Origin of the sequence: Planktothrix tepida PCC 9214, from assembly GCF_900009145.1 — a bacterium.
GTDB lineage: Bacteria > Cyanobacteriota > Cyanobacteriia > Cyanobacteriales > Microcoleaceae > Planktothrix > Planktothrix tepida.
This window is the reverse complement of record NZ_LN889813.1, coordinates 513,853-539,013: the sequence shown is the minus strand read 5'-3', so window position 1 is coordinate 539,013 and position 25,161 is coordinate 513,853. Positions and strand designations below refer to the sequence as shown.

The following is a 25,161-nucleotide window of genomic DNA, read 5'->3' as shown; positions in this document are numbered from 1 at the left end:
TTAAATCGTTATCAAAAAAAGGAATAAGCTGCTACACAATACCAGGACATAGCAGCTTAAATGATTTTACTTCAGCACATAATAAGCTAATACACTTTGAACTTCATAGATATTTAACCTGCGGTTAAACTCTCGTTCAATGGGTGTAGAACTACCGGATATCCAGATTTTCAACTCTGCATCTAGGTCAAAGTGTCCCGATGTTTCAATGCTAAAATGAATAATACTGCGATAGGGGATGGAATGATATTCAATTTTTTTCCCCGTAATGCCTTGTTTATCAATAAAGATCAATCGTTTATTGGTAAATACAATTAAATCCCGAACTAACTGATAAGCCTTCTCGACAGACTCACCCTCTGCTAAAAGTTTCGTAAGTCCCTCTTGTAGCTTTTCTGAATTAATTTCAGAGGCATTACCTAATAAGCCATCGATTAATCCCATCACTGACCTCCAAACGGAAATTGATGCCTTTGGATTTTAAAGGTTATATTGATAATATCGCACTACACATTAAAGTTAGAACAGTTCTATCTCATTAGCTCAAAAATGATTTAACGCATTGCTAAAACAGAGAAATTAATTGATAAAGATTTTACATTTTCATCAATTAAAGTGGGATAACTTTCTTTGATTTTTTCAAAACTAATCATTTTTTGCAGGAAATCGCTATTGGCTATTGAAAAATCATGATCAAATTCAATCACAGGAGGATCAGAAACAACGGTTAATTCTCCCCATTCACCTATTAAATGATAGGCTTCGTTTTCCATAAAAAATTCATCAATATTACCATAATCCCAAGTTCCATCAGGATCAACAATTGGGAGCATTTTATTTAAAGTTAGATTATAGGTTTGGGGATGGGAAAATTTTAAAGTTATTCTTCGATAACAATACTGTTCTCCAGGCAAAGGAGAAGTGTAAAGGGGATGATTTTCTGTCAAAATAGCTTCTAACAAGAATTCTATAGAGGTATCAGTTTTAATGCCCAATACATAACTATCTTCAAGATAGATATTTTCTAAACCTGTCAACTGCCAATAATTAAGTCTATCCATAATTTATGATGTTGAACTGAAATGGTTGAACTGTTTTTTGTTAGGTCAGAAAAGAGTTGACTTAGCTTGTTAAACTCAAGTCAACTCTTTTTATGAGGTTATCCTAAACCAGCATCACTCAGCCCATCCTATATGTCCCATTGGATTCGTGTATGATTCCCTGGACTTTTGCGAGTAACGTGATTTCCCCAGATATCTATCCTTTGGGTATCAGGATTTCTGAGTTCAACATGAGGATAATCACTTCCAGGTGTCCTGGAACTGCCTTGCTTTAAGGTTAGCCGAACTACGCCATTTTCATCGACGTATTTTAACGGGCCTTCAGCAGTTTGAGTGGGTTGGTAGCCTTTTAACTCTGCCCACAACTTAAAATCACTGGCTTTTGGAATTTCACCTCTTTCGACAATCTGGATGATTGTTTCCAAGGTGGAGTCTGAATTTATCATTTAACATAATAAGGTAATTAGATATCAATATAGTTTTTTAACAATATCGTCAACTTTCAATTTTGTCAACCTAACTAACGGAACTACCCCTCAACCATCAACAGCTAACCGTTCAACCATCAACCCTTGCGCCAGATTGTCCACTTAACGCTATAATCTCTTGATTATTTCTTTATGATCACAGACAGGCCCGACTGCGCCTAGTGAGGAGATGTTCATGAACATACTTGGAATTTCAGCTTATTACCATGACAGCGCTGCGGCGCTCGTCTGTGATGGTAAAATCGTGGCAGCAGCCCAGGAAGAACGGTTTACACGCAAAAAACACGACCCTAGATTTCCAGCCAATGCCATTCGCTATTGTCTTCAGGAAGCGAACATCACCTTTTTTGAAATTGATCAAGTCGTTTTTTACGATAAACCCCTGGTAAAATTTGAGCGACTCCTCGAAACCTACCTCAGCTACTCACCTCGCGGGTTTCGTTCTTTTATTAAAGCCATGCCCGTTTGGTTAAAAGAAAAACTTTACCTAAAATCTGTATTAAAAAAAGAATTATGTGCGATCGCAGGCGCTAAAAAAGCCAAACTTCCCCCATTATTATTTACAGAACATCATCAATCTCATGCGGCTTCTGCCTTCTTTCCCAGTCCCTTCCAAAAAGCGGCGGTGATGTGTTTAGATGGCGTAGGAGAATGGGCGACAACTTCCGTTTGGTTAGGGGATGGTAATAGTTTAACGCCCGTTTGGGAAATTGATTTTCCCCATTCTTTAGGCTTACTTTATTCTGCCTTTACCTATTATACAGGGTTTAAAGTTAACTCTGGAGAATATAAATTAATGGGATTAGCACCCTATGGTGAACCCATTTATGTTGATAAAATCCTCACCCATTTAATTGATTTAAAAGACGATGGCACATTCCGATTAAATTTGGAATATTTCAATTATGCCGTCGGTCTAACCATGACCAATACCAAGTTTGATCAACTGTTTGGTGGCCCGCCTCGTAAACCCGAAACCCCCATTAGTCAACGGGAAATGGACATTGCGGCTTCCATTCAAGTCGTCACCGAAGAAGTGGTGTTGCGCCTGACCCGCAGTGTTCAGAAAGAATTAAATGTTGATTACCTGTGTTTAGCTGGGGGTGTGGCCCTCAACTGCGTGGCTAATGGCCGAATTCTGCGCGAAGGCCCCTTTAAAGATATTTGGATTCAACCGGCTGCTGGAGATGCGGGAGGGGCGTTAGGGGCTGCCTTAGCAATTTGGTATCAATATCATCAACAACCTCGTAATGTGGAAACGGATCTCGCCCTTGATATTTCGGCTGAAAAACTATTAGAAACCAGTGCGGGTTTAAAATCGGCTGTTGTTGCCCTAAAAACCACCCAAAAACGCTTAGATTATATGGAAGGTTCCTATCTGGGGCCGAAATTTAGCGAGGTGGAAATTCAGGAATATTTAGATAACGTCGGAGCGAAATATTTACGATTAGATGATGTGGAATTAATGCCCCGTTTAGCGGAAATTTTAGCCGATGGAAACGTGGTCGGATGGTTCCAAGGACGAATGGAATTTGGGCCGAGGGCGTTAGGGGGACGTTCAATTATTGGTGATCCGCGCAATCAAAAAATGCAGTCGGTGATGAACTTAAAAATTAAATATCGGGAATCTTTTCGACCCTTTGCCCCATCGGTGAGGGCGGAACAAGTTTCTGATTATTTTGAATTAGATCGCCCCAGTCCCTATATGTTAATTGTGGCTCCGGTTCAAGAGGATTTAAGAATTCCTATGTCCCCGGAACAGGAACAATTATTTGGGATTGAAAAACTCAATGTTCCTCGTTCAGAAATTCCAGCAATTACCCACGTTGATTATTCCGCACGGGTACAAACCATTCACAAAGAAACCAATCCTCGCTATTACGATTTAATCCATCATTTTGAAAAACGCACGGGCTGTGCTGTGATTGTTAATACCTCTTTTAACGTGCGAGGAGAACCCATTGTGGGCAGTCCAGAAGATGCCTATCGTTGCTTTATGCGAACCGAAATGGATTATCTAGTTTTAGAGAATTTCCTGTTAGCCAAAACCGAACAAACGGCTTGGGAAAAAGATGATTCTTGGCAAAAAGAATTTGAATTAGATTAATCAGTTATCAGTTATCAGTTATCAGTTATCAGTTATCAGTTCTTTTAGTCAACTTTAAATCAACATTATGACGGATCACGACGATATTCCTCAACTTGACTCGAAAGGATTACGCGAATTTGGATTAACAACCGGAGCCATTATTATTGGCTTATTTGGTGTTGTTTTGCCTTTATTACTCGGACATTGGCCGCCGCGAACTTGGCCTTGGGTATTAGGAACCATCCTCATCCTTTGGGCATTAATTTCTCCTAAAACCTTAAATCCGGTGTATCACCTGTGGATGAAATTCGGGTTGTTCATGGGGGCAATTAACAGCAAGATTATTCTCGGTGTCGTCTTTTACGTTATGATAGCTCCGATGGGATTCATTAAACGCCTATTCGGTTCTGATTCGATGCAGCGTCAATTTAACCCTAATCTCTCAACCTATCGGGTTGCGAGTAAAGTCAGACCTAAAGAAAGTATGGAGCGACCGTTCTAGTGTTTGAAGCAACATTAGATTTTTTAAAAGACATTTGGGCGTTCATGAGAGAACGCAAAAAGTATTGGTTATTGCCTCTAATTATTACATTGGTTTTATTAGGGGCGTTGATTGTTCTCAGTCACGGTTCTGCGATCGCACCCTTTATTTATACCTTGTTTTAAACGATGGGGCAGTGGAAGGCATGGGCAGTAAATCTAGGGCTGGCTTTAAGTAGTTTAGTCCTAGGGATTGCCATCGGAGAAATCGGTTTAAGATTAGCCAAAATTGAGGGACTAAAAAAACTTCCTGAACCCGGTCATGCAGTTTTTTCTCCCTCCTTTTTTACTCAATCTGATCCGGATCGAGGCTGGTCAAATCGACCCGGAGCAAAAGGATGGTGGCAGTATGAAGGGGAATCCTACGTTGAAATTAATAGCGATGGATTAAGGGATAAAGACTATGCGATCGCTAAACCTAAAAATACTTTTCGGATTGCAGTTTTAGGGGATTCTTTTACCTTAGCCTCCCAAGTTCCTCCTAACAGTAACTATACTTCAGTTTTAGAAAAAACCTTGGGTAATTGTGCGAAATTCAAGGGAAAAAATATTGAAGTTCTCAATTTTGGAGTGGATGGCTATGGAACTGCCCAAGAATTAATTACCCTGCGAGAAAAAGTTGAGAAATATAACCCGGATTTAGTGATTGTTGCCTTTTTTATTGGGAATGATGTTATTGATAATTCTCGCAAATTAGAAGACAACTATTATCGACCGTTTTTTGTGTATAAAAATGGTCAGCTAGAGCCGGATTTTTCCTTCCGCAACTTACCTATGGGCTATAGTAACCGCTATTTAATTACAACGGTTGATCATCTTCCTGATTGGTTAGTGAACCATTCTCGAATTTTACAAGTTGCCAAAAAAGCTGAACTAGAATATCGCAAAAACAATTTAGTTAAACACTCAAATCAGTTAAGTGTAACGACTTTTCGAGAACCTCAAGATTCTGACTGGAAAGAAGCTTGGCAAATTACTGAAGATCTCCTCAAATTAATGGCTCAGGAAGTCAAAGACAAAGGAGCTAAATTTTTATTAATGGTGATTGCTGATCCGATGCAAGTTCATCAAGATGAAGCCACAAGACAATTTTTTAAAGTTTCCAATAAAATCGACAATTTATATTATCCTAATGAACGATTAAAAGCAATCGGAAAACACAACAATTTTCCAGTCTTAGATCTCGCTCCCGATTTTCAAGCTTATGCTAAACAAAATCAAGTTTGCTTACATGGATTTGAAAAAAATAATACCCTTTGTGGGGGACATTGGAATTCCAAAGGACATCACTTAGCCGCAGAATTAATTACAAATCAATTGTGTAAAACTGATAACGGATTATGAAATTTTTGAAATCTTTAATTTTAAATACGAGCTTAGTTTTTGGCAGTTTAATTTTAGCGGTTATTTTGGGTGAAATAGCCTTGCGAGTAGCAGGAATTAAATATCCGCCGCCCCTTCCTCCAGACTCGGAAGCGTTAGCTTATACGGCAAAAGATCCTTATCGGGGTTGGTCGCCTCGACCCAATGCTAAAACCGTTTGGCGGGGAGAAGGAGAAGCGTCAGAATTAAAAATGAATGGGTTTGGAATGCGCGATTATGAACGAACCTTAGAAAAGCCAGCCAATAGTTATCGAGTTGCAATTTTAGGGGATTCTTTTATGGAAGCGTTACAAGTTCCCCTGGAAAAAACCGCCGCCTCGGTAATGCAATCTCAACTCAAAAGTTGTCCTGTTTTAAAAGGCAAAACCGTTGAAGTTTTAAATTTTTCTGTTCAAGGTTATGGAACTGCTCAAGAGTTAATGACATGGCGACATCATGCTCAACAATTTTCACCGGATTTAGTGATTTTAGGGTTCTATCCGGGTAACGATATTAGAAATAATTATCGTCCCTTAGAGCATGATCATTTACGTCCCTATTTTGTAGAAAAAAATGGTCAACTTGTGGAAGATTTATCGTTTAGAACCTTAAATCCTGCCAGTCTTGAACGAGATTATTATATGTTCTCAAAACTGGATCAATTGCCTTATGAATTAATCGCTAATTCTCGAATTTTACAACTGATTCGACAAGCAGAAATCGAATCTAAACGTCGTCAATTACAAAAAGATTATGAACAAACCGATATTAATTTTTATAAAGAACCTCCCGATCAAAACTGGCAACAAGCTTGGAAGATTACAGAACAATTAGTAACCTTACTGAAAAATGAAGTGACGGCAAAAGGCAAGGATTTTATGGTGGTAATGGTGAGTGATTCCTTTCAAGTTCAACCTGACCCTAAAAAACGTCAGAAATTTATGGAAGCTCATCAAATTCAGGATATTTTTTATCCTGATAAACGAATTTATGCCCTCGGACAACGAGAAGGATTTCCGGTTTTCCGACTCGCAGAACCCTTACAAAAGCAAGCCGAAAAAACAGGAGTTTGCTTACATGGATTTAAAAATGCTGAAGCTTGTGGCGGACATTGGAACCTTCAAGGAAATCGCCTCGTCGGGGAATTAATGGCAAGTGAAGTCTGTCAACGGCTGATGCGCCAATCCCCAAGCACTCAAAAATAAAATCAAAAGGAAATGGGGATGAATTTATTATATAATAAACCTTTATTCCCTCAAAAAACACTTGATTTTTCTCTTTTAACATTCTCGATCTTACCATGAAAAATTTTAAATTCTTTCCTAAAGCCAAAGAAGGTATAAAAATTGCGTTAATTAACTTAGTTGTATTATTCGTTTTTTTAGAAATGGGTTCCTTAATTTTTTATTATTTTAAACATCAAAAACTTTATTATACCCGTGACCGTTCAGAGGATGTTCAAAATCTAGGAATTAATTTAGAAGGAGTTAGAGTTAACGAATCTGTCGTTGAACGATTACATCCGTATTTTGGATATGTTCAAAAACCAGGGCCGGATTTTAGACCGGGATTTAAGTATAATAATTATGGGTTTATTTCTCCCTACGATTATCCCTACAAAAAAACTAATCCTAATCAAGTGATTGTTGGGGTGTTAGGAGGTTCTGTTGCATCTAACTATTCTATTTATGAAATCCAAAATAGAATTTTAGAAACCAAACTCCAAAAATTACCTCAATTTAAAGATAAAGAATTAATTATTATATCCTTAGCGATTGGAGGTTATAAACAGCCTCAACAGCTAATCACATTAAATTATATGCTATCTTTGGGGCAAAAATTTGATTTCGTAATTAATATTGATGGCTTTAATGAAGTTGCCTTAGCGAGTATTAATAATCAACAAAAATTGAGTTTTGCGATGCCCAGCGCATCCCATGTTCAAGCCTTAACAGGTTTAGCCAATAACAGCCTATCTACAAAAGCTCTACAAGCTTTATTAAGCATTAAAGATAATAAACCAAAACTCAGAAATGCGTTAGAAACTTTAAAAAATTGTCCCTTAGCTTCCTGTCATGTTGTGATGTCTTTGTATGTTCAAAAATTAGTTGACAATTATCGTCGGGATGTCGCCCGCTTTGAACGGTATCGTCAGCAACCGTCTGAGGATGGTAGTGCAGAAAGTGTGATTTATTTTTATATGGAAGATCACGTTTTACCCGATGCTGAAGTGTTCCAAGACATTACCAATAATTGGGCTGAAACTTCGATTTTAATTCATCAAGTTTTAGCTGCCAATAATATTCCTTATTTTCATATTTTACAACCAAATCAGTATTATCCGACAAAGCGAGTCTTTAGCGAAGCTGAAAAGAAAATTGCCTTTAGTGAGGATAGTCCTTATAAAGATTCTATTAAAAAAGGGTATCCTTTCTTATTAAAAAAAGTCGATGAACTGAAAGCTAATAAAATCCATTTTTTTAATGGGGTATCTATTCTCGATAATGTTCAAGAACCCGTTTATATTGATAATTGTTGTCATTTTAATAAACCTGGGGAGAAGATTTTATCAAATTTTGTTGCTGATTCCCTGTTTAATGTCTTCAAAAATAAGCCAAATCCCTAGGAATGGGTTTTGTAACCTCTGTACTCATTCAAGCTTAAAACCTCGACTTTAACCCTTAAACCAGATACACCATTATTCTCCTTCCAGCCCAATTTAGGGAAAACTGGGAGGATTTTCGTGATTTTAGCTATTTTTCCTGATTCTCTAAGCTTTCCTAACCTTCCGTTGATTTAGGATGATTCTATAAGTCTAATTGTAACAATATTGAATAAAAGGATTTCCCTACATCGGTTTTGGATCTAAAATTAGTTCAGGAGAGAGAAATTTATCTTAGGCTGTTTAAAAGCAACCAGAAAAAATATTTTTTGGGATTACAGGGAGAGGGATTCATGAACATATTTAATAAAATTTTAAATAAAATTGGTTGGATTCCCTTGCTGACAGGAACCGGAATTTCTGCCGCAACGCTTTTACTGTGGTCTAGTTTAATCACTCAAGAACGTCATCAAATTCAACAATTATTACATCAAGAAGCTGTAACAGTTGAACTGATTATTTATAATCAAATAACGTCTCGGATACAAGGTTTAGAACGCATGGTTGTTCGTTGGGAAGTGCGAGGCGGTATCCCCAAAAATGAATGGGAAAGTGATGCTAAAAATTATTTTGAAGATTACGGAGGTTTTCAAGCAATTCAGTGGGTTGATTCTAAATTTAACGTTCGTTGGATTTATCCTCTCAAAGGGAATGAAGCGGCTCTTAATTTTAATTTAGAGCATGATATTTTGCATCATCCCAGCTTAGAAAGAGCCTTGAATAGTAATCAAACCGCTCTTACTCCAGCGATTACTTTAGTTCAAGGAAGTGAGGGATTTGTAGCTTATTTGCCAATTTTTAACCGAAAAAACAATAAATTTCAGGGGTTTATAGTGGGTGTGCTTCAAGTTAAATCTTTAATGAATTTAATTTTAAAATCAGAAAATTTAAAATATTATATTGTTGATATCTTACAAAATAACGAAATTATTTATCGATACCAAACTAACCCATTAATTCACCCAATTCAGCAAAAATATATCAAGAAATTAGACCTCTATGGTACGGAATTTGACCTTGTTATTATAGGCAGTTCCGAACTGATTCAACTGATTAAATCGCCTCTGCAAATGGTAATTTTATGGGGAGGCTTTATGATGGCGTTGAGTTTAACTTTAACATTATATTTTGCCCGCAGTTCTCTACGGAAATCTCGACAACTAGAAGAAATTAATCAAAAATTAATTCAACAAATTTGTAAAGAAGAAGCCACTCGTCAAATTTTGGAAGAAACAACAACCTTGCAAGAAGCTATTCTGAATAGTGCTAATTATACCATTCTTTCAACAACCATTGATGGGACTATTCGCACCTTCAATAAAACCGCAGAACAGTTATTAGGTTATTCTGCTGAAGCAATTATTGGGCAGAAAACTCCTGAAATTATTCATGACCCAGAAGAAGTTAAGCACCGAGCTTTGTTACTGTCTCAAGAATTAGGAACTACTATCGAGCTAGGTTTTGAAGTATTGGTAGCAAAAGCTTTACAAGGAGATATTGATGAGCGAGAATGGTCATATCTTCGTCAAGATGGTTCTCGATTTCCGGTGTTAGTTTCGATTACTTCTTTACGAAATCAAGAGGGGGAAATTACTGGATTTTTAGCCATTGGTAACGATATTACGGAACGAAAACGCTCCGAGGAAGCGTTACAAAAAACCTTACGCGAGTTAGCGTTTCATAAATTTGCTCTTGATCAAGCGGCTATTGTTTCGATGACCGATGGTAAAGGAAATATTACTTATGTTAATGAACGGTTTTGTAAAATATCTGGCTATTCCAAAGACGAATTAATCAGTCATACCCACCGCGTGGTTAATTCTCATTATCATCCGTCAGAATTTTTTGCTCATCTATGGTCAACCATTCACCAAGGAAAGGTTTGGCAAGGGGAAATCAAAAATCAATGTAAATCCGGTCAATTTTATTGGGTAGATACTACTATTGTCCCCTTTTTAGATATTGCCAATAATCCCTTTCAATATTTAGCGATTCATTTTGATATTACTCAAATCAAAGAAGCTGAGGAGCAATTAAAACAACAAATTAAACAAGCGATTTTGTTGAAAACAATTACTGAGGAAATTCGCCAAAGTTTAAATACAAAACGGATTGTTGAAACAACCGCCCAACTTCTGGGTCAAACCTTTGAGGTAAATCGATGTTTAATTCATACCTATCTTGAACCTCCGGTTTCAGAACTGCCAGTTGTGGCTGAATATCTGGTTGGAGGTTATCCCACTTTAATGGGAGTTAAAATTTCGATTCAGGAAAATCTCTATACCGAACAATTAATTATTCAAGATCAAGCAATGGCTACATCTAATGTTTATACAGATCCTTTATTAGCAACACTTAAAGTTTTCTGTCGTCATATTAAGTTAAAATCGGTTTTAGCCGTGCGGACATCCTATAAAGGGAAACCGAATGGTGTAATTACATTACATCAATGTGATCGGTTTCGAGATTGGACAGAAGATGAAATTGAACTCTTAGAAGCCGTTGCTGCTCAAGTCGGAATTGCCTTAGCCCAAGGTAAAATTTTAGAGCAAGAAATCCGCCAAGGAGAGCAACTGTCTCAACAAAATTTAGCCCTAGAAAAAGCCAAAGCTGAAGCCGAAGCTGCTAATCGGGCTAAAAGTGAATTTTTAGCCATGATGAGTCATGAAATTCGCACTCCCTTAAATGCTGTGATTGGGATGACTGGATTATTATTAGATATGAATCTAACTGATCAACAACACGAATTTGTAGAAACAATTCGCACCAGTAGTGATACCTTACTCATGGTTATTAATGATATTCTTGATTTTTCTAAAATTGAATCAGGTCAACTGGATTTAGAAAAACATCCCTTCAATCTTCGCAATTGTGTTGAAGAAGCCTTAGATTTAGTTGCCTCTATTGCCCATCATAAAAATTTAGAATTAGCTTATTTAATTACACCGTCTACTCCGACAACTCTCATCGGAGATGTGACTCGAATTCGCCAAATTATAGTAAATTTATTGAGTAATGCGGTTAAATTTACTGAAACGGGAGAAGTGATTATTTCGATTGATGCTGAATTGATTGAAGAGGAAAACTCCACTCATTTCTATGAACTTCATTTTGCCATTAAAGATACCGGAATTGGTATTCCTGAAGAACGGAGAGAACGATTATTTAAACCCTTTAGCCAAGTTGATTCCTCGATGACTCGCCGTTATGGAGGAACCGGATTAGGATTAGTGATTAGTAAACGTTTATGTGAAATGATGCAGGGTAAAATTTGGGTAGAAAGTACCCTTAATGTTGGGTCTACTTTTCATGTGAAGGTGATTCTTCAATCAGACCCCAATGCCTCGATATCTGATGTCGAAAAAGTATCTCTCGATTTATCTCATAAACAATTATTAATTGTGGATGATAATGCCACTAATCGTCAAATTCTTACCCTACAAGCCCAATCTTGGGGAATGGAAGTACAAGCGGTTGAATCAGGTTTAGAAGCGTTAACCTTGTTAGTTCAAAACACGGCTTTTGATTTAATCATTATTGATATGCAAATGCCACAAATGGATGGTTTAAGTTTAGCAAACTGTATTCATGCGTTGCCAAATACTCAACATTTATCCCTGATATTATTAAGTTCTGTTGGTAATTTTTTACCCCAAGATGTTGCCACTCAACACTTATTTGCAGCGAGCTTAACAAAACCGATTAAACAATCTCAACTCTATAATACTTTGGCTCAGGTTTTAACCCATAAACAAACACCAGTACAGCCTTTTCCAACCTTGACTCCCCTATACCCACCTTTAGCAGAAACCCTATCTTTAAGGATTTTGTTAGTGGAAGATGTGCCTGTAAATCAAATGGTTGCTCTGAAAATGTTACAACGTTTAGGGTATCGGGCAGATGTTGCCAATAACGGTTTAGAAGCCATCGACTCCCTACAGCGTCAACCCTATGATCTTGTTTTCATGGATGTACAAATGCCCGAACTTGATGGTTTAGAAACGACTCGCTATATTTGTAAAGAATGGCCGACGGTTTCTCGTCCTTGGATTATTGCTATGACAGCCCATGCGATGCAAGGAGATCAAGAAGAATGTCTGAATGCAGGGATGAATGATTATATTAGTAAACCCATTCGGATGACTACATTAATAGAAGCCTTGGAACGTTATAAAACCAGTAGAATCACCGTCCCTAACTCTGAGGTTTCATCCCAGAAAAAAAACGATGTCCCTGGTCATCTGTCCCTGGTTACGAAAGACTATTTATTGCCACAAATTCACAACCCCATAGTTGATCATTGCCTTGATCAAGAGACAATTAATAGTTTAAGATTAATGGCAGGAGAAGATGCCGATGTCATGTTAGTTGAGGTATTTAACAGTTACTTAGAAGATGCTCCTCAACGTTTACAAGCGATACAAGAAGCCATTACAAATCAAGGGGCTTTGGCACTACAAAAATCGGCTCACGCGCTGAAGTCTTTAAGTGTTACCGTAGGAGCAGTACACCTGGCTGAACTAGCTGGAGAATTAGAGGTTAAGGGACGTACAGGTTCAGTGGGTAGTGTTCAATCGTTAATGGAGCAGTTAGTCCAAGAATACGAACAAGTTAAAGTTGCATTGCAGGATGAAATAACCCGAATACAATGAAATGACTCATTCTAAATTTGAACCCACCCATCCCGTTATTTTAATTGTTGATGACGAGAAAACCCTCCGTTTAGTGTTGCGTCGAGCTATGGAACGGGAAGGATATCGTTTAATGGAAGCTGCGACTGGAGAAGAATGTTTAGAGATTTGTCAACAGTTTAGGCCGGATATTATTCTCTTAGATGCTATGATGCCGGGAATTGATGGATTTAGCTGTTGTCAGGAGTTAAAACACCGTTTAGGAGAGAATTGCCCTCCGATTTTAATGATTACCATATTGGAAGATCAAGCCTCCGTTGATTTAGCATTTGAAGTAGGAGCAACGGATTATATTACTAAACCTATTCATTGGGCTGTATTACGTCAACGAGTGCGCCGAATTCTTCAAAGTTGTTGGGTGATGGCAGAACTGAAACATCAAATTGAACGGGAACGATTATTAACAGCCCAATTAGAAGAAACTAATCAAAAATTAGAACAGGCAAATCAAGAGTTACAACGGTTAGCATTAATAGATGGATTAACTCAAATTTCTAACCGTCGCTGTTTTGATGATTATTTACAACAAGAATGGAAACGGTTAAAACGGGAACAATTACCTTTATCTTTAATTTTATGTGACCTCGATTTTTTTAAAGCTTATAATGATACTTATGGTCATCAAGCTGGAGATGAATGTTTAAAAGCAGTGGCTTATATTTTAACAGAATGTGTTTATCGTCCGGCGGATTTAGTTGCTCGTTATGGAGGAGAAGAATTTGCCCTAATTTTACCCAATACAACGACAGAGGGAGCCCTTGAAGTTGCTCAACGAGTCAGAAAATTAGTCAAAGAAAAAATGATTATTCATCAAGGTTCAATTGTTGAACCTTATTTAACGTTAAGTTTAGGAATTACAACGGTTATTCCCCATCCTGAAGCCTCTATTGAGCAGTTAATTGCGACTGCTGATAAAGCCTTATATCAAGCTAAAGTCAGGGGTAGAAATCGGATAGAAATCAATGATTTAATAGAAATAAATAGGGAGTAGAATACAAAATTTTTCTATAATTTTTAATCTTCAATTCGCTCTAAAGCTGCTAATTCAGACCGACGTTGCTTTAATTCAAACTCTAATTGTTGAATTTCTTGCAATAATTGTTGTCTTCTTTTTTCTCCAGAATTTTGCTGTCGAATAAAATAAGCATCGATTTCAGGCCATAATTGTACTCCCCAATCTTTACTAGCGGTTCTTAACTCATTGAGGACTTCTACACTTCCATCGGGTTCTAAGATAAATAACGTATATAATCGTTCAGTCCCATTCTGTTTTTGTTTTTTCTTTTCACAAAATAAGTATAATCCCGGTTGTTGTGTGGATAATTGATCACATTGATTCACAAAACCGCCTAGAATAGAATAGCCATCGGTGCGACTTTTATCTAAACCTTCGACTAATTTACACCAATTTCCAGTTTTGATTAAAAATCGACTTTGCCAAAATCCAGGCGCATTAAAAAATGCTTCTCTTAAATTGACTAAAATAGCTTGACTCATCATTAAAAAGAATTAAGACTTTGAACAGTTTGTTGATAAAATTCTTCTAAAGCTTGTACACAACTTTTATCCTCATAGAGTTTTTCTATATTCTGTTTAATTTTTTCTTGAATGGCTAATCTCCAGTCTGGATTTAAACCCAACTCAATTGCTATTTTAATATATTCTTCTCGATTTTTGGCAATAGTTTCTGTAATTCCTAATCGGTGTAATATTCCCATAGATTGACGACTTCTCATCCATTTTCCCTCACAAGTAACCAGAGGAAGACCACAGGATAAACTATCTAAAGTTGTTAAAAATCCCGTAAATTGAATGGAATCTAAGCCAATATCCGCTAGGGTATTTAATTGCAAATAATCCTCTTTATCTAAACGAGGTAAAATAATACAATATTCATCAATGTCTAAACTCGCTTTAGCAAATATCCGTTTTAACCGTTGTCTAAACTTTTCGGTAATAGCAGGATTCCAATGGGCTAAAAACACAAATTGAGCCGATTTAACTTGTTTTGATATTTCTACTAATAACTTATCAAAATCAGGCAAATACTTAAATAAAGATTGACAGGATAAATACAAAACTGCATCTTGTTTTAATCCGAAATTTAAACGGTTTTTTAGAGTTTCTGGTGACAGATATTTAGAATAATTAATCCCTAAATTAGGTAAACGAATTAACCGTTCTGAATAATGATTTTCAGCATCTTCAGGTTCTAATAATTCAGCCGAAATAAAATAATCAATTGTTGGTAAACCTGTTGTTACTGGATGTCCCCAGGCGGCACATTGAATTGGTGCTAATCGTAACCCCGCGATTTGGGTAAGTTGGGGACACATCCCAATATCTAAAAAAACAATAATATCTAATTCATCTGCTAAAATTTGTTCAACAATTGTCTCTAAATTGCTATTAATATGATAAAATTGATCACTATAAAGATCAAATAAATCTGTAATTTGATCGGCTTCTTCTCCCGTAAAATAACAATAAATTTCAAATTGACTGCGATCGCAATCTCTCAACCATCCTAAAAATACTAATCCCACCGTATGCCAAGTTAAATGGGGAGAAATATATCCTATTTTTATTTTTTGATCAGACTTTAAAGGTGGTAAAGATAAAGGGTTTGCCCATTCAGGATAATTCGCTTTCATTACCTGATGAACCCATTTTCCATACTGTTGTTGTAACTCTAAATCATTATATCCTTGATATTGTAAATAAAAATGAGTTCCCCTGCCAATAGCCGTTAACGCTTGTTGTCTTACCTCTAATTGTTCTAAATCTGTTTCTGCAATTAAGGAAGTTAATTCTTGAGTAAACAATTGACGGTATGCTTCAACTTCTTCAAACTGATTATATAAAATCGGAAGTAAAGATTGTTTAGCCAATTTAACAGCAATCTGATTGGGAAATCGAACAACTGCTTGTTGAGCTATTTGCAAAGCGTTCTGAGTCTCTCCTAAATTTTGCCAAGCTGAAATTAAAGCCAAATACAATTCCATCTCATCAGGGAATCGTTGTAAACCTTGTTCATAAATATTAACTGCTTTTTCCCATTGTTCTAACCTTTGGTAACAATTTCCTAATTTTAAATAAATCTCAACCTTTCCCTCAGAATTCTGTAAAATAGTATGATAAAATTGAATTGCTGTTTCATACCGATGTTGAGATTCTGCCGCTAACCCAAAATATAAATTAGCACTCTCTGTATTTTGGTGAACCGTTAACACTAATCCCATCTGATATAATAAATCAGAATCATGGGGATGAAGATTTAACCCAGTTTGATAAAGTGCGATCGCATCGTCATATTGATTTTTTCCTAAGAAAAGATTCCCTAATTTTAAATAACCAGTGACTTGATAGGGTTGTCGTTCAATAGCCTTTTGATAATATAATTCAGCCGATTCTAACTCCCCCAATTCCGCCCAAACATCCCCCAATTTTAGACAGCCCTCACTGGCATCAGCATCTAACTCAATTCCCGTTTGATAAGCTAGAATTGCTTCTGTAATATTCCCCAGTTTCTCCCAAATTAAACTCAAACGATAATAGTGATAACCTTGAGTTCCCTCTAATCTTAAACAACAGTCCAAAGCATCCAACGCAGCATCATATTGAGCGAGATCAAAATAAACCCTCGATAACCCATCCCATCCCTCAACTTGATTTTCATCTAATTCTAAAAGCTGCTGATACTTTGCTTCAGCCTCCTGAAGATATCCAGCCTGTTCCAATGCCAACGCCTCAGCATATAAGCGTTGATTCTTAATCGTTAATCCCTGATCATTCATATAGCGCTATATCAAAAAATAATAGGGTGCGTAAGCCCATAGCACACGCACCAATCAATAATTAAGAACGTCTGGGACGGATTTGATTTCCTTGGGGTCGAGGACGAGTCCCCGGTCGGTTCATAAGGGGTCGATTTCCCAAAGGTCGATTTCCCAGAGGTCGGTTCATTTGGGGTCGATTTCCTTGGGGACGCACTCCCGGTCTGTTGGACACCTGAGCCAACAACTCGTTAGAAGCCAGTTCATCCAACGTCAGCGCCGCCGTTTGACGAATTTGACGATCACTATTTTGGAGGGCTGCTGTCACCCCGGTAATTGCCGACGCCTGAATATTCCCCAAAGCAAACGCAGCCCTGGCTCGAACCCCCATATCCTGATCATTCAAAGCGTCTTTCAACGCGGGAACCGCCGCAGACCCCATGCGCTTCAACGCAATTGCCGCCGCCAGTCGCACTTCCTCATCGGAGTCTTTTAAGGCCTGAATTAACGGAGGAATGGCATCCGTCGCCTCTGAACCCACAATTCCTAACCCAAAGGCTGCCCCCTGACGCACGGCAGTATCAGGAGCCTTTAATGCTAACGTTAACTCGTGAACCTCTTGCTGTAAGCTTTCTGGAGATGCTGTACCAATTTGTTTCAGGGCGACCGCAACATCCATGCGAACCGCAGATACGGGATCTTTCAAGGCTGATAGCAACGCCGGAATGGCATCGACCCCCTCACGACCCATCGCCCCTAATGCAAAGGCGGCACCCCGGCGAATACTTTCCTGGTCATCGGTTAGAGCTTCAACCAAAATCGGAATAGCCGGAGAACCCAAGGTTTTTAAGGTTTTAATTGCCTCTAAACGGTTTTGTCGGTTGGTATCGGTCAATTTTTGCAATTGATCAATTACTTCCGTTGTGGCTGTGACTTGAGTTTGGGCTTTTCCGGCAAATAATAACATTATTGATAAACATAATAATGCTAATTTTGAGGAACGAAACCCATTAAATTTGGGATTGGTTTCCATAAAAAAAATCCTGGGTTTTGGGTTATATAGCAATCGAAGTATAAGTTAGGACATCAACCAGGTTTCAAACTCTTAAACAAGTCTTTCCTCTCTGTTCCCTGTTCCCTGTTCCCTGCTACAAATTAAAGTCAAAATTGTTACTAAAAACAAAATCCAAATCGAGAGATAATTGAGCAGGTAAGAACCCATCATTAATCACAACACCCAAAATTCGCCCATCTAATAATTCTACGATGATATCATTCAATCCATCGCCATTGAGATCATTGTCTTGGGGTAACAAATCAAAGCGATCTCGAAGTAAGGAATTAGGATCAATCGCTGTTCCTATTGGTACTGCAATTTTATCTCCATTTAACACGCTAGTTCCAGCTTCAAATTGTCGAATTTCATCGACATCTCGCACCAGAAAACTCGCTTCACCAGGGTCAAAAATCAAAGTATCCAGTCCTAAACCTCCCGTTAAGGTATCAACACCTGCATCCCCGTCTACAATATCATTTCCAACATCTCCAAACAGGAGATCATTATTTTCGTCACCATAGAGGGTATCATTGCCTTGACCTCCGTAAAGGGAATCAGCATTTAATCCCCCTTCTTGGGTATCATTGCCTAAATTTCCGAAGATTAAATCATTATTAGCTCCAGCAAACATTCGATCATTATCTTGACCTCCAAATAAGGTATCAAATCCATTCGATGAAACCAGAGTATCATTTCCTTGATTCCCATTTACTAAGAGATTATCGCTGAGATTAACGCCTTGTAAATTATCATTTCCTGCCAATAATAGGATGCCATCTCGATAGGCTGAAACTTGGCCCGAAGATAAGACAATATTATCATCTTGAGGGGTTCCTAATAGTGCAAATAAGCCGGGAACAGTGCTGGGGGTCAGAAAATTAGCCATAGTTAAAACAGTCCTAAATCTTGAATTGTTGAGTGATCTCCGGTGATTTTAACACAGTCAAAAATTATTAGCCAGATTCTCTAGTCATCCTATTTGATGTGTGTTAAATTTTATCAAAAAAGGGAATAAAGACAAGATTTCTGGTTGTTTCATAGACGTTTTCAAGAATTACAACTCCTAGAACAATGGTTATATCGACTTTTTGGGGCTTAACTTCTAATAGTAATTCAGGAGATAGAGAGGGTTATTCCTGATCCCTCTCTACCCAGAGGAAGAGGCAAAATGATTACAGAGGGTGATATTAAATCGGTCAACTTTTTCTATTTTTATGGGGTTTAGGGTTGACTTGAATACCCAGACAGTGCAATTCTAGCAATTGTTCCGCCATTGAGTTGAAAGGTTTATCAATCTTTATAATTTTTACCTGAATAATTTCTATTATTTAAAATGAAATCATAGATCAAGAAGGCTTGCTTACGATAAATCGGTGGAAAAAAATCATAATCAGGATGAGAGTAAATTTTATGATAAAAGTTGAGATCCATTGCTTGATCTTGCTGCATATTCTCATAGGTTTTTTGGTGAATATGGAGACGAAAATAAGATAAGGTTTCTTCCACAAAGCCGACTTTAAACTGTCCTAATATTCTCCACCATAAATCTAAATCAACTAACTGATTTAATTGCGGGTCAAAACCTGTGATGATTTCAAAGATTGATTTCCGTAATAATACGGTACTGGGTTCCCCAATTTTATTAATAGGATGTTCCCATAAATTGGGATCGTTGAGGAGTTCTATTCCCCATTGAATCAAGTTTAAATTTGACCAACTTTGATGTAAATTAGCAAAATCTTGATACACGGCTATTAAATCTAAATCGATATTCTCTTGATTTAGAAAAAACATTTTTCTGGGTGAAAATACTAATCCAATATCCGGGTCAGTTTCTGCTAAAGTTACCATTTTTTCAATACAATTCGGAAGTAAAATATCATCTTGATAGAGAAATTTAATATATTTCCCTTGAGAGTGTTCAATACAAAAATTACTATTTTGGGCAAGTCCGAGCGGGTTATGGGTTAAAATAGAAATAGGAATGGTGGTTTGTTCTTGAAAGGATTGAGCGATCGCCACAGTTTGATCGAGGGAATTGTCATCAGAAATAATTAATTCAATTGCAGAATAGGTTTGAGATAAAACACTAGAAATCGCTTCAGCAATAAATTGTTCTCCATTATAAGTAGGGATGCAAACACTAACTAAAGATGATTCTTGAACTTTTAACCTTTGACTTTCTGATTTCAAAAAATCATTTATTTTAAGTTCATATATTTTTTGATTCAGATGACAAAATTTGTCATGGTTTTGATTGTTTTTAAATTGAAATTTCCAATTAAACGGTTTTATTGAATTTTCTTCTAAAATAATCTCTGTTTCCCAAATTGATTTTCTAAAAATTCCTTGAATTTCTGGTTTTTCACCTAGATTCAAATACTCTAAATCCCATTTTTCATTACTATAAACTCCCCAAATTTCTAACTGGCTATCTAAAATTTTAATCGCTTCCTGCAATCCTTCACAGAAAAATACTACTGGATATTGTATCCAAATAATATACTCACTTTTTGCTTTTGAAATTGCTTGGTTAAAAATAGTTTCTGCGGTTTGGGAAGGTTCAAACCCCAAAAATTGATGACCTTGCAATTCTAAATACTTGAGAATATCTTCTAACTCAAAACTCAATAAATTGACATTACCTACACCTAAAATAATAATTTCATAATCCACCTCCATCGTGTATTCTAAATCTGTAATAAAATCCAATAAAAAATCCCTCTGTTTCCAGTAGGGAATAATAACAGATAGTTTAATTTTTGCTATCTCTAAATTTTCTTGCATAATGCTTTAGAATAACGGTTGACTGTTGACAGTTGGGTGCGCCACACTTACGCACACCCAACCACCTTTTATTTTAATTTCGCCGGAGTCCTATAGGGGCCTGTTCTCAAAGCCGTCGCCAAGGCATTATTATCTTGTCTGAGGGCTTCATAAAAGAAAAATATCTCTCCCTTTACCCCTTTAAATCGATTGTAATCAATGGCTTTTAATAAGTCATCCGTCGTAATACAATAGGAACCAATTTTTGCTAAAATTCCTGGAGAAAGTTTAGGTAATTGCCAATCTCTAAACTGAACATCCACCAATTGATCCACTAACCCTTTATAACTCCAAAAATTGCGCCGATATAATTGAGGATGAATCCAATCGACTAAATCTTGATCAATCCAGGCAATATAATCTTGTAAATATTCATCTAAACCCCATTTATAAATACTCGGAGCCATTGAAATTAATAAATGCGGTTTAATCGCTTTCACTTCTCGACGTAAACGAACTAAAAAATCGGTTAAAATATTGGCTCGCCATTGTACCCATTGCGGATCTTTAGAATAGCTGGGTGGTTGACGGCTAAATTCTGCCCGATAACGAGCAACCGTTTTTGCATCATAGCCTCCTTCCGAAGGCATTGCGGGCATCCGGTCATCCCCTTGAATCCCATCAATATCGTATTTTCTAACAACCTCTAAAACCAAACTAAGAACGAAATCCTGCACGTCTGGGTCAAAAGCATTCATCCATTCAAAGCCATTTTTAACAACTAATCCTCCGGTAGAATTAATACCTGACCAACTCGGTTTTTGAGCGAGAATTCTACCGCCATTTTGTTGATAAGAACTAGCAAATCCAAATTCAAACCAAGGAATGACTTTTAACCCCACTCGATGAGCTTCCTCAATCACCTCTTGCAGGGGGTCACGTCCCTTAACATAGAAATCGATTTCTACACCAAAGGCTTGAGCCATGACTTGACTGCGATACAACGTCACGCCCTTATTCCAAACCACCGGAAATACAACATTAAAGCCCGTTTCCGCCAAAAACTCCATCGCTTCTGCAATGGTCTGTCGAGAAAACATGACTCGACTATCAGTATTCGTTAACCAGACACCACGAACTTCCATAGAATCTCCTACATAATCGCACTTTATCTTAATAGTCAGGTTTTTCGGGATACTGATTGAGTAATCAGCACTTTTAACCTGCCTCAGAGCTAACAGAATTGAAAAAACCTACCTTGCCTAGTTAAGTTTTCAGCTATTATGTTTAACTAAGAGGCAATTTTAACGGATCGAGGTGAAAAGATAAGTTTTCCCAAATCCTAGCCCAGATGAACCCCCTAGAACCGGTCAAGACGGCAATAGTGCCTAGCTTGTCAGCGATTAGGAAGAACGGGTTGTTAGGGTTTGAGGATTCAAACTGCTTTTATGAATATCCCAAATCAACAGCGATGGAGGAATCTCTTTCGGGGTAGACATCTAGCCCGTTACACTCGTCTGAAATCTACATTAGACTCAAGCTTCGTCAATTTATCGAGTTTTGGCTTATCCCTAAAAAATCCGGGTCAACCCTTCGCTACAACTGCTCTGCATTTGCGCTCTTGTGTTGTTTTTGAGAGTTTGGGGAATGTTCCACTTCAGCCACAGGATTATTTTCAGAAATTTTGTTTAGCAATCGTTTGGAGATTAATTGAACAATACACTCGGATTGCGGGTGACACGAGTTAAGCTGAACTCACTCTATGATCAGCCGTTCACCTGGATAAAGCCGAGGAGCAAAGCCCGATACAATTAAATTCCGATCAAGAATTTATACTCAAGATCATTCGGGCTAAGTGATCCATAATAACCAACCAAAAACCTTTGGTTTTTTCTAACATCTCAACGTCTATTTTGCATTGTTTTCCGTTGCCATGAACTGCACTAAAAGCGATTCAGGGTGAATTTCCACGATTAACACATTAAACTAAATCGTTCATTTTTTATGAAGGCCAGTGAAATTATCGATGCCCATAAGTTGTTAACGCGATATGCCACAGGAGAAAGGAATTTTAGTGCTGCTAATCTCATAGCGGCAAGCCTAAAAGACGTTAAGCTCAATCGCATTAACCTCAGTAATGCTACGTTACAAGGCTCCAATTTATCTCGCGCTCGATTGATTGGAGCGAACCTGAATGGTGCTGATTTGAGTCAAGTTAACCTCTCAATGGCCGTTTTAGTTGAAGCTAATCTCAGTGGTGCCAGTCTGACCGATACCATTTTACGCCATGCTGACTTAAGTGGTGTCTTATTGAGTGGGGCAATTTTATCTCATAGTGATTTGACGGGGGCTAATCTGACCTCTGCCAGTTTAATTTCAGCTTGTCTGCTCAACGGTTGTAAACTAACCGATGCGATTTTGGTGGGGGCAACCCTGAGCCGAGCTATTTTAAGCGGTGCTGATTTAAGTGGGGCTAATTTAACCCGAACAATTCTAAGTGAAGTCGATCTCAGTGGTGCGAATTTAACGGGAGCTAAATTTGTACGATCGCATCTCAACCGAGCGAACCTCAGTGGTGCTAATCTGGTGAATGCAGATTTCAGCGAAGCCAGTTTGCGAGAAGCTAATCTGGGTGTTGCTAATTTAACGGGGGTTAACTTACAAGGGGCTGATTTAAGTGGCGCGAACTTAAACGGAGCCAACCTCAATGGAAGCCATCTCCAGGATGCGAATCTCCAAAATACAAATTTAAACGGTTTGAGCTTACATAACGCCGATTTGAGACACGCCGACTTGACTCAAGCCAATTTACGCGGAGCAAATCTCAGTGGCGCAAACTTAGAAGGCGCGACCCTTTTAGAAGCCGACTTGCGGGGGGCTAACCTCAGTCATGCCAACCTGACCGGGGCTGGACTCCTGTTGACCTCTCTCAAGGGAGCTAATTTAACCGGGGCTAACCTCTGTGAAACCAACCTGATCGGCGCGAGTCTGGGTATTGGTAATCTAAACGAAGCGACCTTGGAAGGAGCGATTCTTCCCAATGGAGCCACCTATTCTTAAGGATTAAATTTTTGCACAAATTCTCAAAATGTATGATATGATAGTCAAGTTTGAGACACTATAGGGTGGAGGTAAAACCACACAGAATGAAACAATTGGGAACTCATCTGGTCGTTGACGCTTGGCAGTGTCCCGCAGAACTTCTGAACGATCCTGAACGCATCCGCCGCGCGATGCTTGATGCAATTTCTGCTGGAGGGGCTACCCTCATCGACTTATGTGTACACCAGTTTAGTCCTCACGGAGTAACTGCAACAGCAACCTTAGCTGAATCTCACATTGCTATACACACTTGGCCAGAACTGGGATATTTCGCTGCTGACTTGTTCTTTTGTGGAAAAGGAAATCCTCAGCGAGCCATTAAATTTCTAGAAACCGCGCTTCAAGCCAAACAGGTAAGATTCCGGGAATTTAAACGCGGTTATGAACCCGAAGACACTGAAATTCCAGATTCAATTAGTGAAGAATCCTTAGCAACTTTAGTTGAGACTGGAACTCGCGGTTAAAACCCGTCCATCGGTCATCGGAATGAAATCAAGATAGGTTTTGTTCTTCGTCCTTTCGTTAGTTTTGGCATCTCCTCAAAATTGAGTTGAAGAATCCTTAAACTTAACACAGAAGTAACATTTCCTGTCTTAAACCTTCGTTACAGTCACACAGTGAAGTGACTCATTCTTTGAAAGTTGCATCAACATTCACAACTTCAAACTCGATATTGGCGGAGGGTTTTCCTTCCGCCAATGTTTGTTTAATTCAACATTCATAAAAAAATAGATGGGAGTGTGGAAACAAGCGTGTCTTCAGACAACAGAGGAAACACGATGCAGGGGAAGTTATGCCCCTAGAGATATTGAATTATGTTAACATGAAGAAGCTGTGCGAGACGTTCCTGTCAAATAGACTCTTAAGCCGTGTGCGGTGAAAGTCGCTCTTCACGGTTCTGAATGGGAGTCGGAGGTTGCAAAGCCTCCCTCGACCCCTAATATATACTCTACTCTAGTTTGAGTGTTTCAACCCTGTTGAGTTAATATGAGACGTAGAACCAAAATGGCACCTGCTAAACCTTCACTCTTTAATTACACAGCTTTAGCAGTGATTGGCGGGGTACTGATTCTGGGAATTGGGATTGGGATTGCAATTAGTTCCACAACCACCTTAACCCCAGAAAACGTCGCCTCCAGTCAATTTATTGACCGCAATGCACCGAGTACCGAAACCTGTATTAAATTTGGTGCAAGTGCGATGGTAACGGATCTGCGTGTCTTTGTCACCCTCAACCCCTTCAATGTTTATGTAACGCAACCGAAACTACAACCGGGATGTGTTCTCCGCACGAGTAACTGGGCAATTTTAAAACAACGGAATCTCCTGAATAATCAGCAAGAGCGAGATTGTAAACAACGGATGAATACCTTTGGATTTACGGGAGATTTAGAAAGTAATCCCACGATTAACTGTATTTATCAAAATGATAGTGCAGCTAACCTGTTTATTAACCAACCTGGGGCTGTTCCCGCACCTAGCCGACCAGAAACAGAACGATTTTAGCACTGTTGGGTTTCCGGTTTTGGTTTTCTAACAGATTTTAAGATTAAATCCATGTTTTTTA

21 protein-coding genes are annotated in these 25,161 nt (G+C 38.1%); 12 read left to right on the top strand and 9 right to left on the bottom strand.

Features of this window, described 5'->3' with window-relative positions:
• Positions 1-66 precede the first annotated feature (66 nt).
• The 3 genes from PL9214_RS25005 to PL9214_RS24995 all read right to left on the bottom strand — a co-directional run bounded on the left by PL9214_RS25005 (position 67) and on the right by PL9214_RS24995 (position 1,486).
• Positions 67-444: a PH domain-containing protein gene (locus PL9214_RS25005; protein ID WP_072721930.1), complete on the bottom strand. Its 378-nt coding sequence runs from the start codon at positions 442-444 to the stop codon at positions 67-69.
• A 110-nt stretch (positions 445-554) separates the two neighbouring features.
• Positions 555-1,061, bottom strand: a complete 507-nt coding sequence (locus PL9214_RS25000) for a hypothetical protein (protein ID WP_072721928.1) — start codon at positions 1,059-1,061, stop codon at positions 555-557.
• A gap of 128 nt (positions 1,062-1,189) precedes the next feature.
• On the bottom strand, positions 1,190-1,486 hold the full coding sequence (locus PL9214_RS24995; RefSeq protein WP_139295154.1) for a hypothetical protein: 297 nt from the start codon (positions 1,484-1,486) through the stop codon (positions 1,190-1,192).
• 238 nt (positions 1,487-1,724) lie between these two features.
• On the opposite strand from PL9214_RS24995, the gene PL9214_RS24990 reads away from it, so the two are divergent.
• The 8 genes from PL9214_RS24990 to PL9214_RS24960 all read left to right on the top strand — a co-directional run bounded on the left by PL9214_RS24990 (position 1,725) and on the right by PL9214_RS24960 (position 13,884).
• Positions 1,725-3,656: a carbamoyltransferase family protein gene (locus PL9214_RS24990; RefSeq protein ID WP_072721924.1), complete on the top strand. Its 1,932-nt coding sequence runs from the start codon at positions 1,725-1,727 to the stop codon at positions 3,654-3,656.
• A 67-nt stretch (positions 3,657-3,723) separates the two neighbouring features.
• Positions 3,724-4,140, top strand: a complete 417-nt coding sequence (locus PL9214_RS24985) for an SxtJ family membrane protein (protein ID WP_072721922.1) — start codon at positions 3,724-3,726, stop codon at positions 4,138-4,140.
• A complete protein-coding gene (locus PL9214_RS31575; RefSeq protein WP_087882252.1) occupies positions 4,140-4,304 on the top strand; it encodes a DUF5989 family protein in 165 nt (54 codons plus the stop codon). Before PL9214_RS24985 ends, PL9214_RS31575 begins: the two co-directional genes overlap by 1 nt.
• A 3-nt stretch (positions 4,305-4,307) precedes the next feature.
• Positions 4,308-5,522: an SGNH/GDSL hydrolase family protein gene (locus PL9214_RS24980; protein ID WP_072721920.1), complete on the top strand. Its 1,215-nt coding sequence runs from the start codon at positions 4,308-4,310 to the stop codon at positions 5,520-5,522.
• The gene (locus PL9214_RS24975) at positions 5,519-6,745 is read left to right on the top strand and encodes an SGNH/GDSL hydrolase family protein (protein ID WP_072721919.1); all 1,227 of its coding nucleotides are present in this window, start codon (positions 5,519-5,521) and stop codon (positions 6,743-6,745) included. Before PL9214_RS24980 ends, PL9214_RS24975 begins: the two co-directional genes overlap by 4 nt.
• Before the next feature lie 95 nt (positions 6,746-6,840).
• Complete coding sequence (locus PL9214_RS24970; protein ID WP_072721917.1) at positions 6,841-8,166, top strand: hypothetical protein; 1,326 nt, start codon at positions 6,841-6,843, stop codon at positions 8,164-8,166.
• 329 nt (positions 8,167-8,495) lie between these two features.
• On the top strand, positions 8,496-12,854 hold the full coding sequence (locus PL9214_RS24965) for a response regulator (protein WP_072721915.1): 4,359 nt from the start codon (positions 8,496-8,498) through the stop codon (positions 12,852-12,854).
• 1 nt (position 12,855) lies between these two features.
• The gene (locus PL9214_RS24960) at positions 12,856-13,884 is read left to right on the top strand and encodes a response regulator (protein ID WP_072721914.1); all 1,029 of its coding nucleotides are present in this window, start codon (positions 12,856-12,858) and stop codon (positions 13,882-13,884) included.
• A 23-nt stretch (positions 13,885-13,907) separates the two neighbouring features.
• Here PL9214_RS24960 and PL9214_RS24955 read toward each other — a convergent pair whose 3' ends face one another.
• The 6 genes from PL9214_RS24955 to PL9214_RS24930 form a co-directional block, all read right to left on the bottom strand.
• Entirely contained in the window at positions 13,908-14,393 is a 486-nt protein-coding gene (locus PL9214_RS24955; RefSeq protein WP_245824364.1) for a hypothetical protein, read from the bottom strand.
• Positions 14,393-16,690: a tetratricopeptide repeat protein gene (locus tag PL9214_RS24950; protein ID WP_083580177.1), complete on the bottom strand. Its 2,298-nt coding sequence runs from the start codon at positions 16,688-16,690 to the stop codon at positions 14,393-14,395. Before PL9214_RS24950 ends, PL9214_RS24955 begins: the two co-directional genes overlap by 1 nt.
• 61 nt (positions 16,691-16,751) lie before the next feature.
• Entirely contained in the window at positions 16,752-17,702 is a 951-nt protein-coding gene (locus PL9214_RS24945) for a HEAT repeat domain-containing protein (protein ID WP_072721911.1), read from the bottom strand.
• 115 nt (positions 17,703-17,817) lie between these two features.
• On the bottom strand, positions 17,818-18,612 hold the full coding sequence (locus tag PL9214_RS24940; protein ID WP_072721909.1) for a calcium-binding protein: 795 nt from the start codon (positions 18,610-18,612) through the stop codon (positions 17,818-17,820).
• Positions 18,613-19,016: 404 nt separating this feature from the next.
• Positions 19,017-20,513, bottom strand: a complete 1,497-nt coding sequence (locus PL9214_RS24935; protein ID WP_072721907.1) for a glycosyltransferase — start codon at positions 20,511-20,513, stop codon at positions 19,017-19,019.
• 68 nt (positions 20,514-20,581) lie between these two features.
• On the bottom strand, positions 20,582-21,637 hold the full coding sequence (locus PL9214_RS24930; protein ID WP_072721905.1) for a glycoside hydrolase family 10-like protein: 1,056 nt from the start codon (positions 21,635-21,637) through the stop codon (positions 20,582-20,584).
• Positions 21,638-21,940: 303 nt separating this feature from the next.
• Between PL9214_RS24930 and PL9214_RS30840 the strand changes: the two genes are divergently transcribed.
• The 4 genes from PL9214_RS30840 (at position 21,941) to PL9214_RS24915 (ending at position 25,100) form a co-directional block, all read left to right on the top strand.
• Positions 21,941-22,240, top strand: a complete 300-nt coding sequence (locus tag PL9214_RS30840) for a hypothetical protein (RefSeq protein ID WP_139295153.1) — start codon at positions 21,941-21,943, stop codon at positions 22,238-22,240.
• Positions 22,241-22,496: 256 nt separating this feature from the next.
• A complete protein-coding gene (locus PL9214_RS24925; RefSeq protein WP_072721904.1) occupies positions 22,497-23,552 on the top strand; it encodes a pentapeptide repeat-containing protein in 1,056 nt (351 codons plus the stop codon).
• An 86-nt stretch (positions 23,553-23,638) separates the two neighbouring features.
• The gene (gene speD / locus PL9214_RS24920) at positions 23,639-24,058 is read left to right on the top strand and encodes an adenosylmethionine decarboxylase (protein WP_072721902.1); all 420 of its coding nucleotides are present in this window, start codon (positions 23,639-23,641) and stop codon (positions 24,056-24,058) included.
• Between the two features lie 523 nt (positions 24,059-24,581).
• Positions 24,582-25,100 carry a DUF3172 domain-containing protein gene (locus PL9214_RS24915; RefSeq protein WP_072721900.1) on the top strand — a complete coding sequence of 173 codons (519 nt, stop codon included), beginning with the start codon at positions 24,582-24,584 and terminating at the stop codon, positions 25,098-25,100.
• Positions 25,101-25,161: the final 61 nt, after the last annotated feature.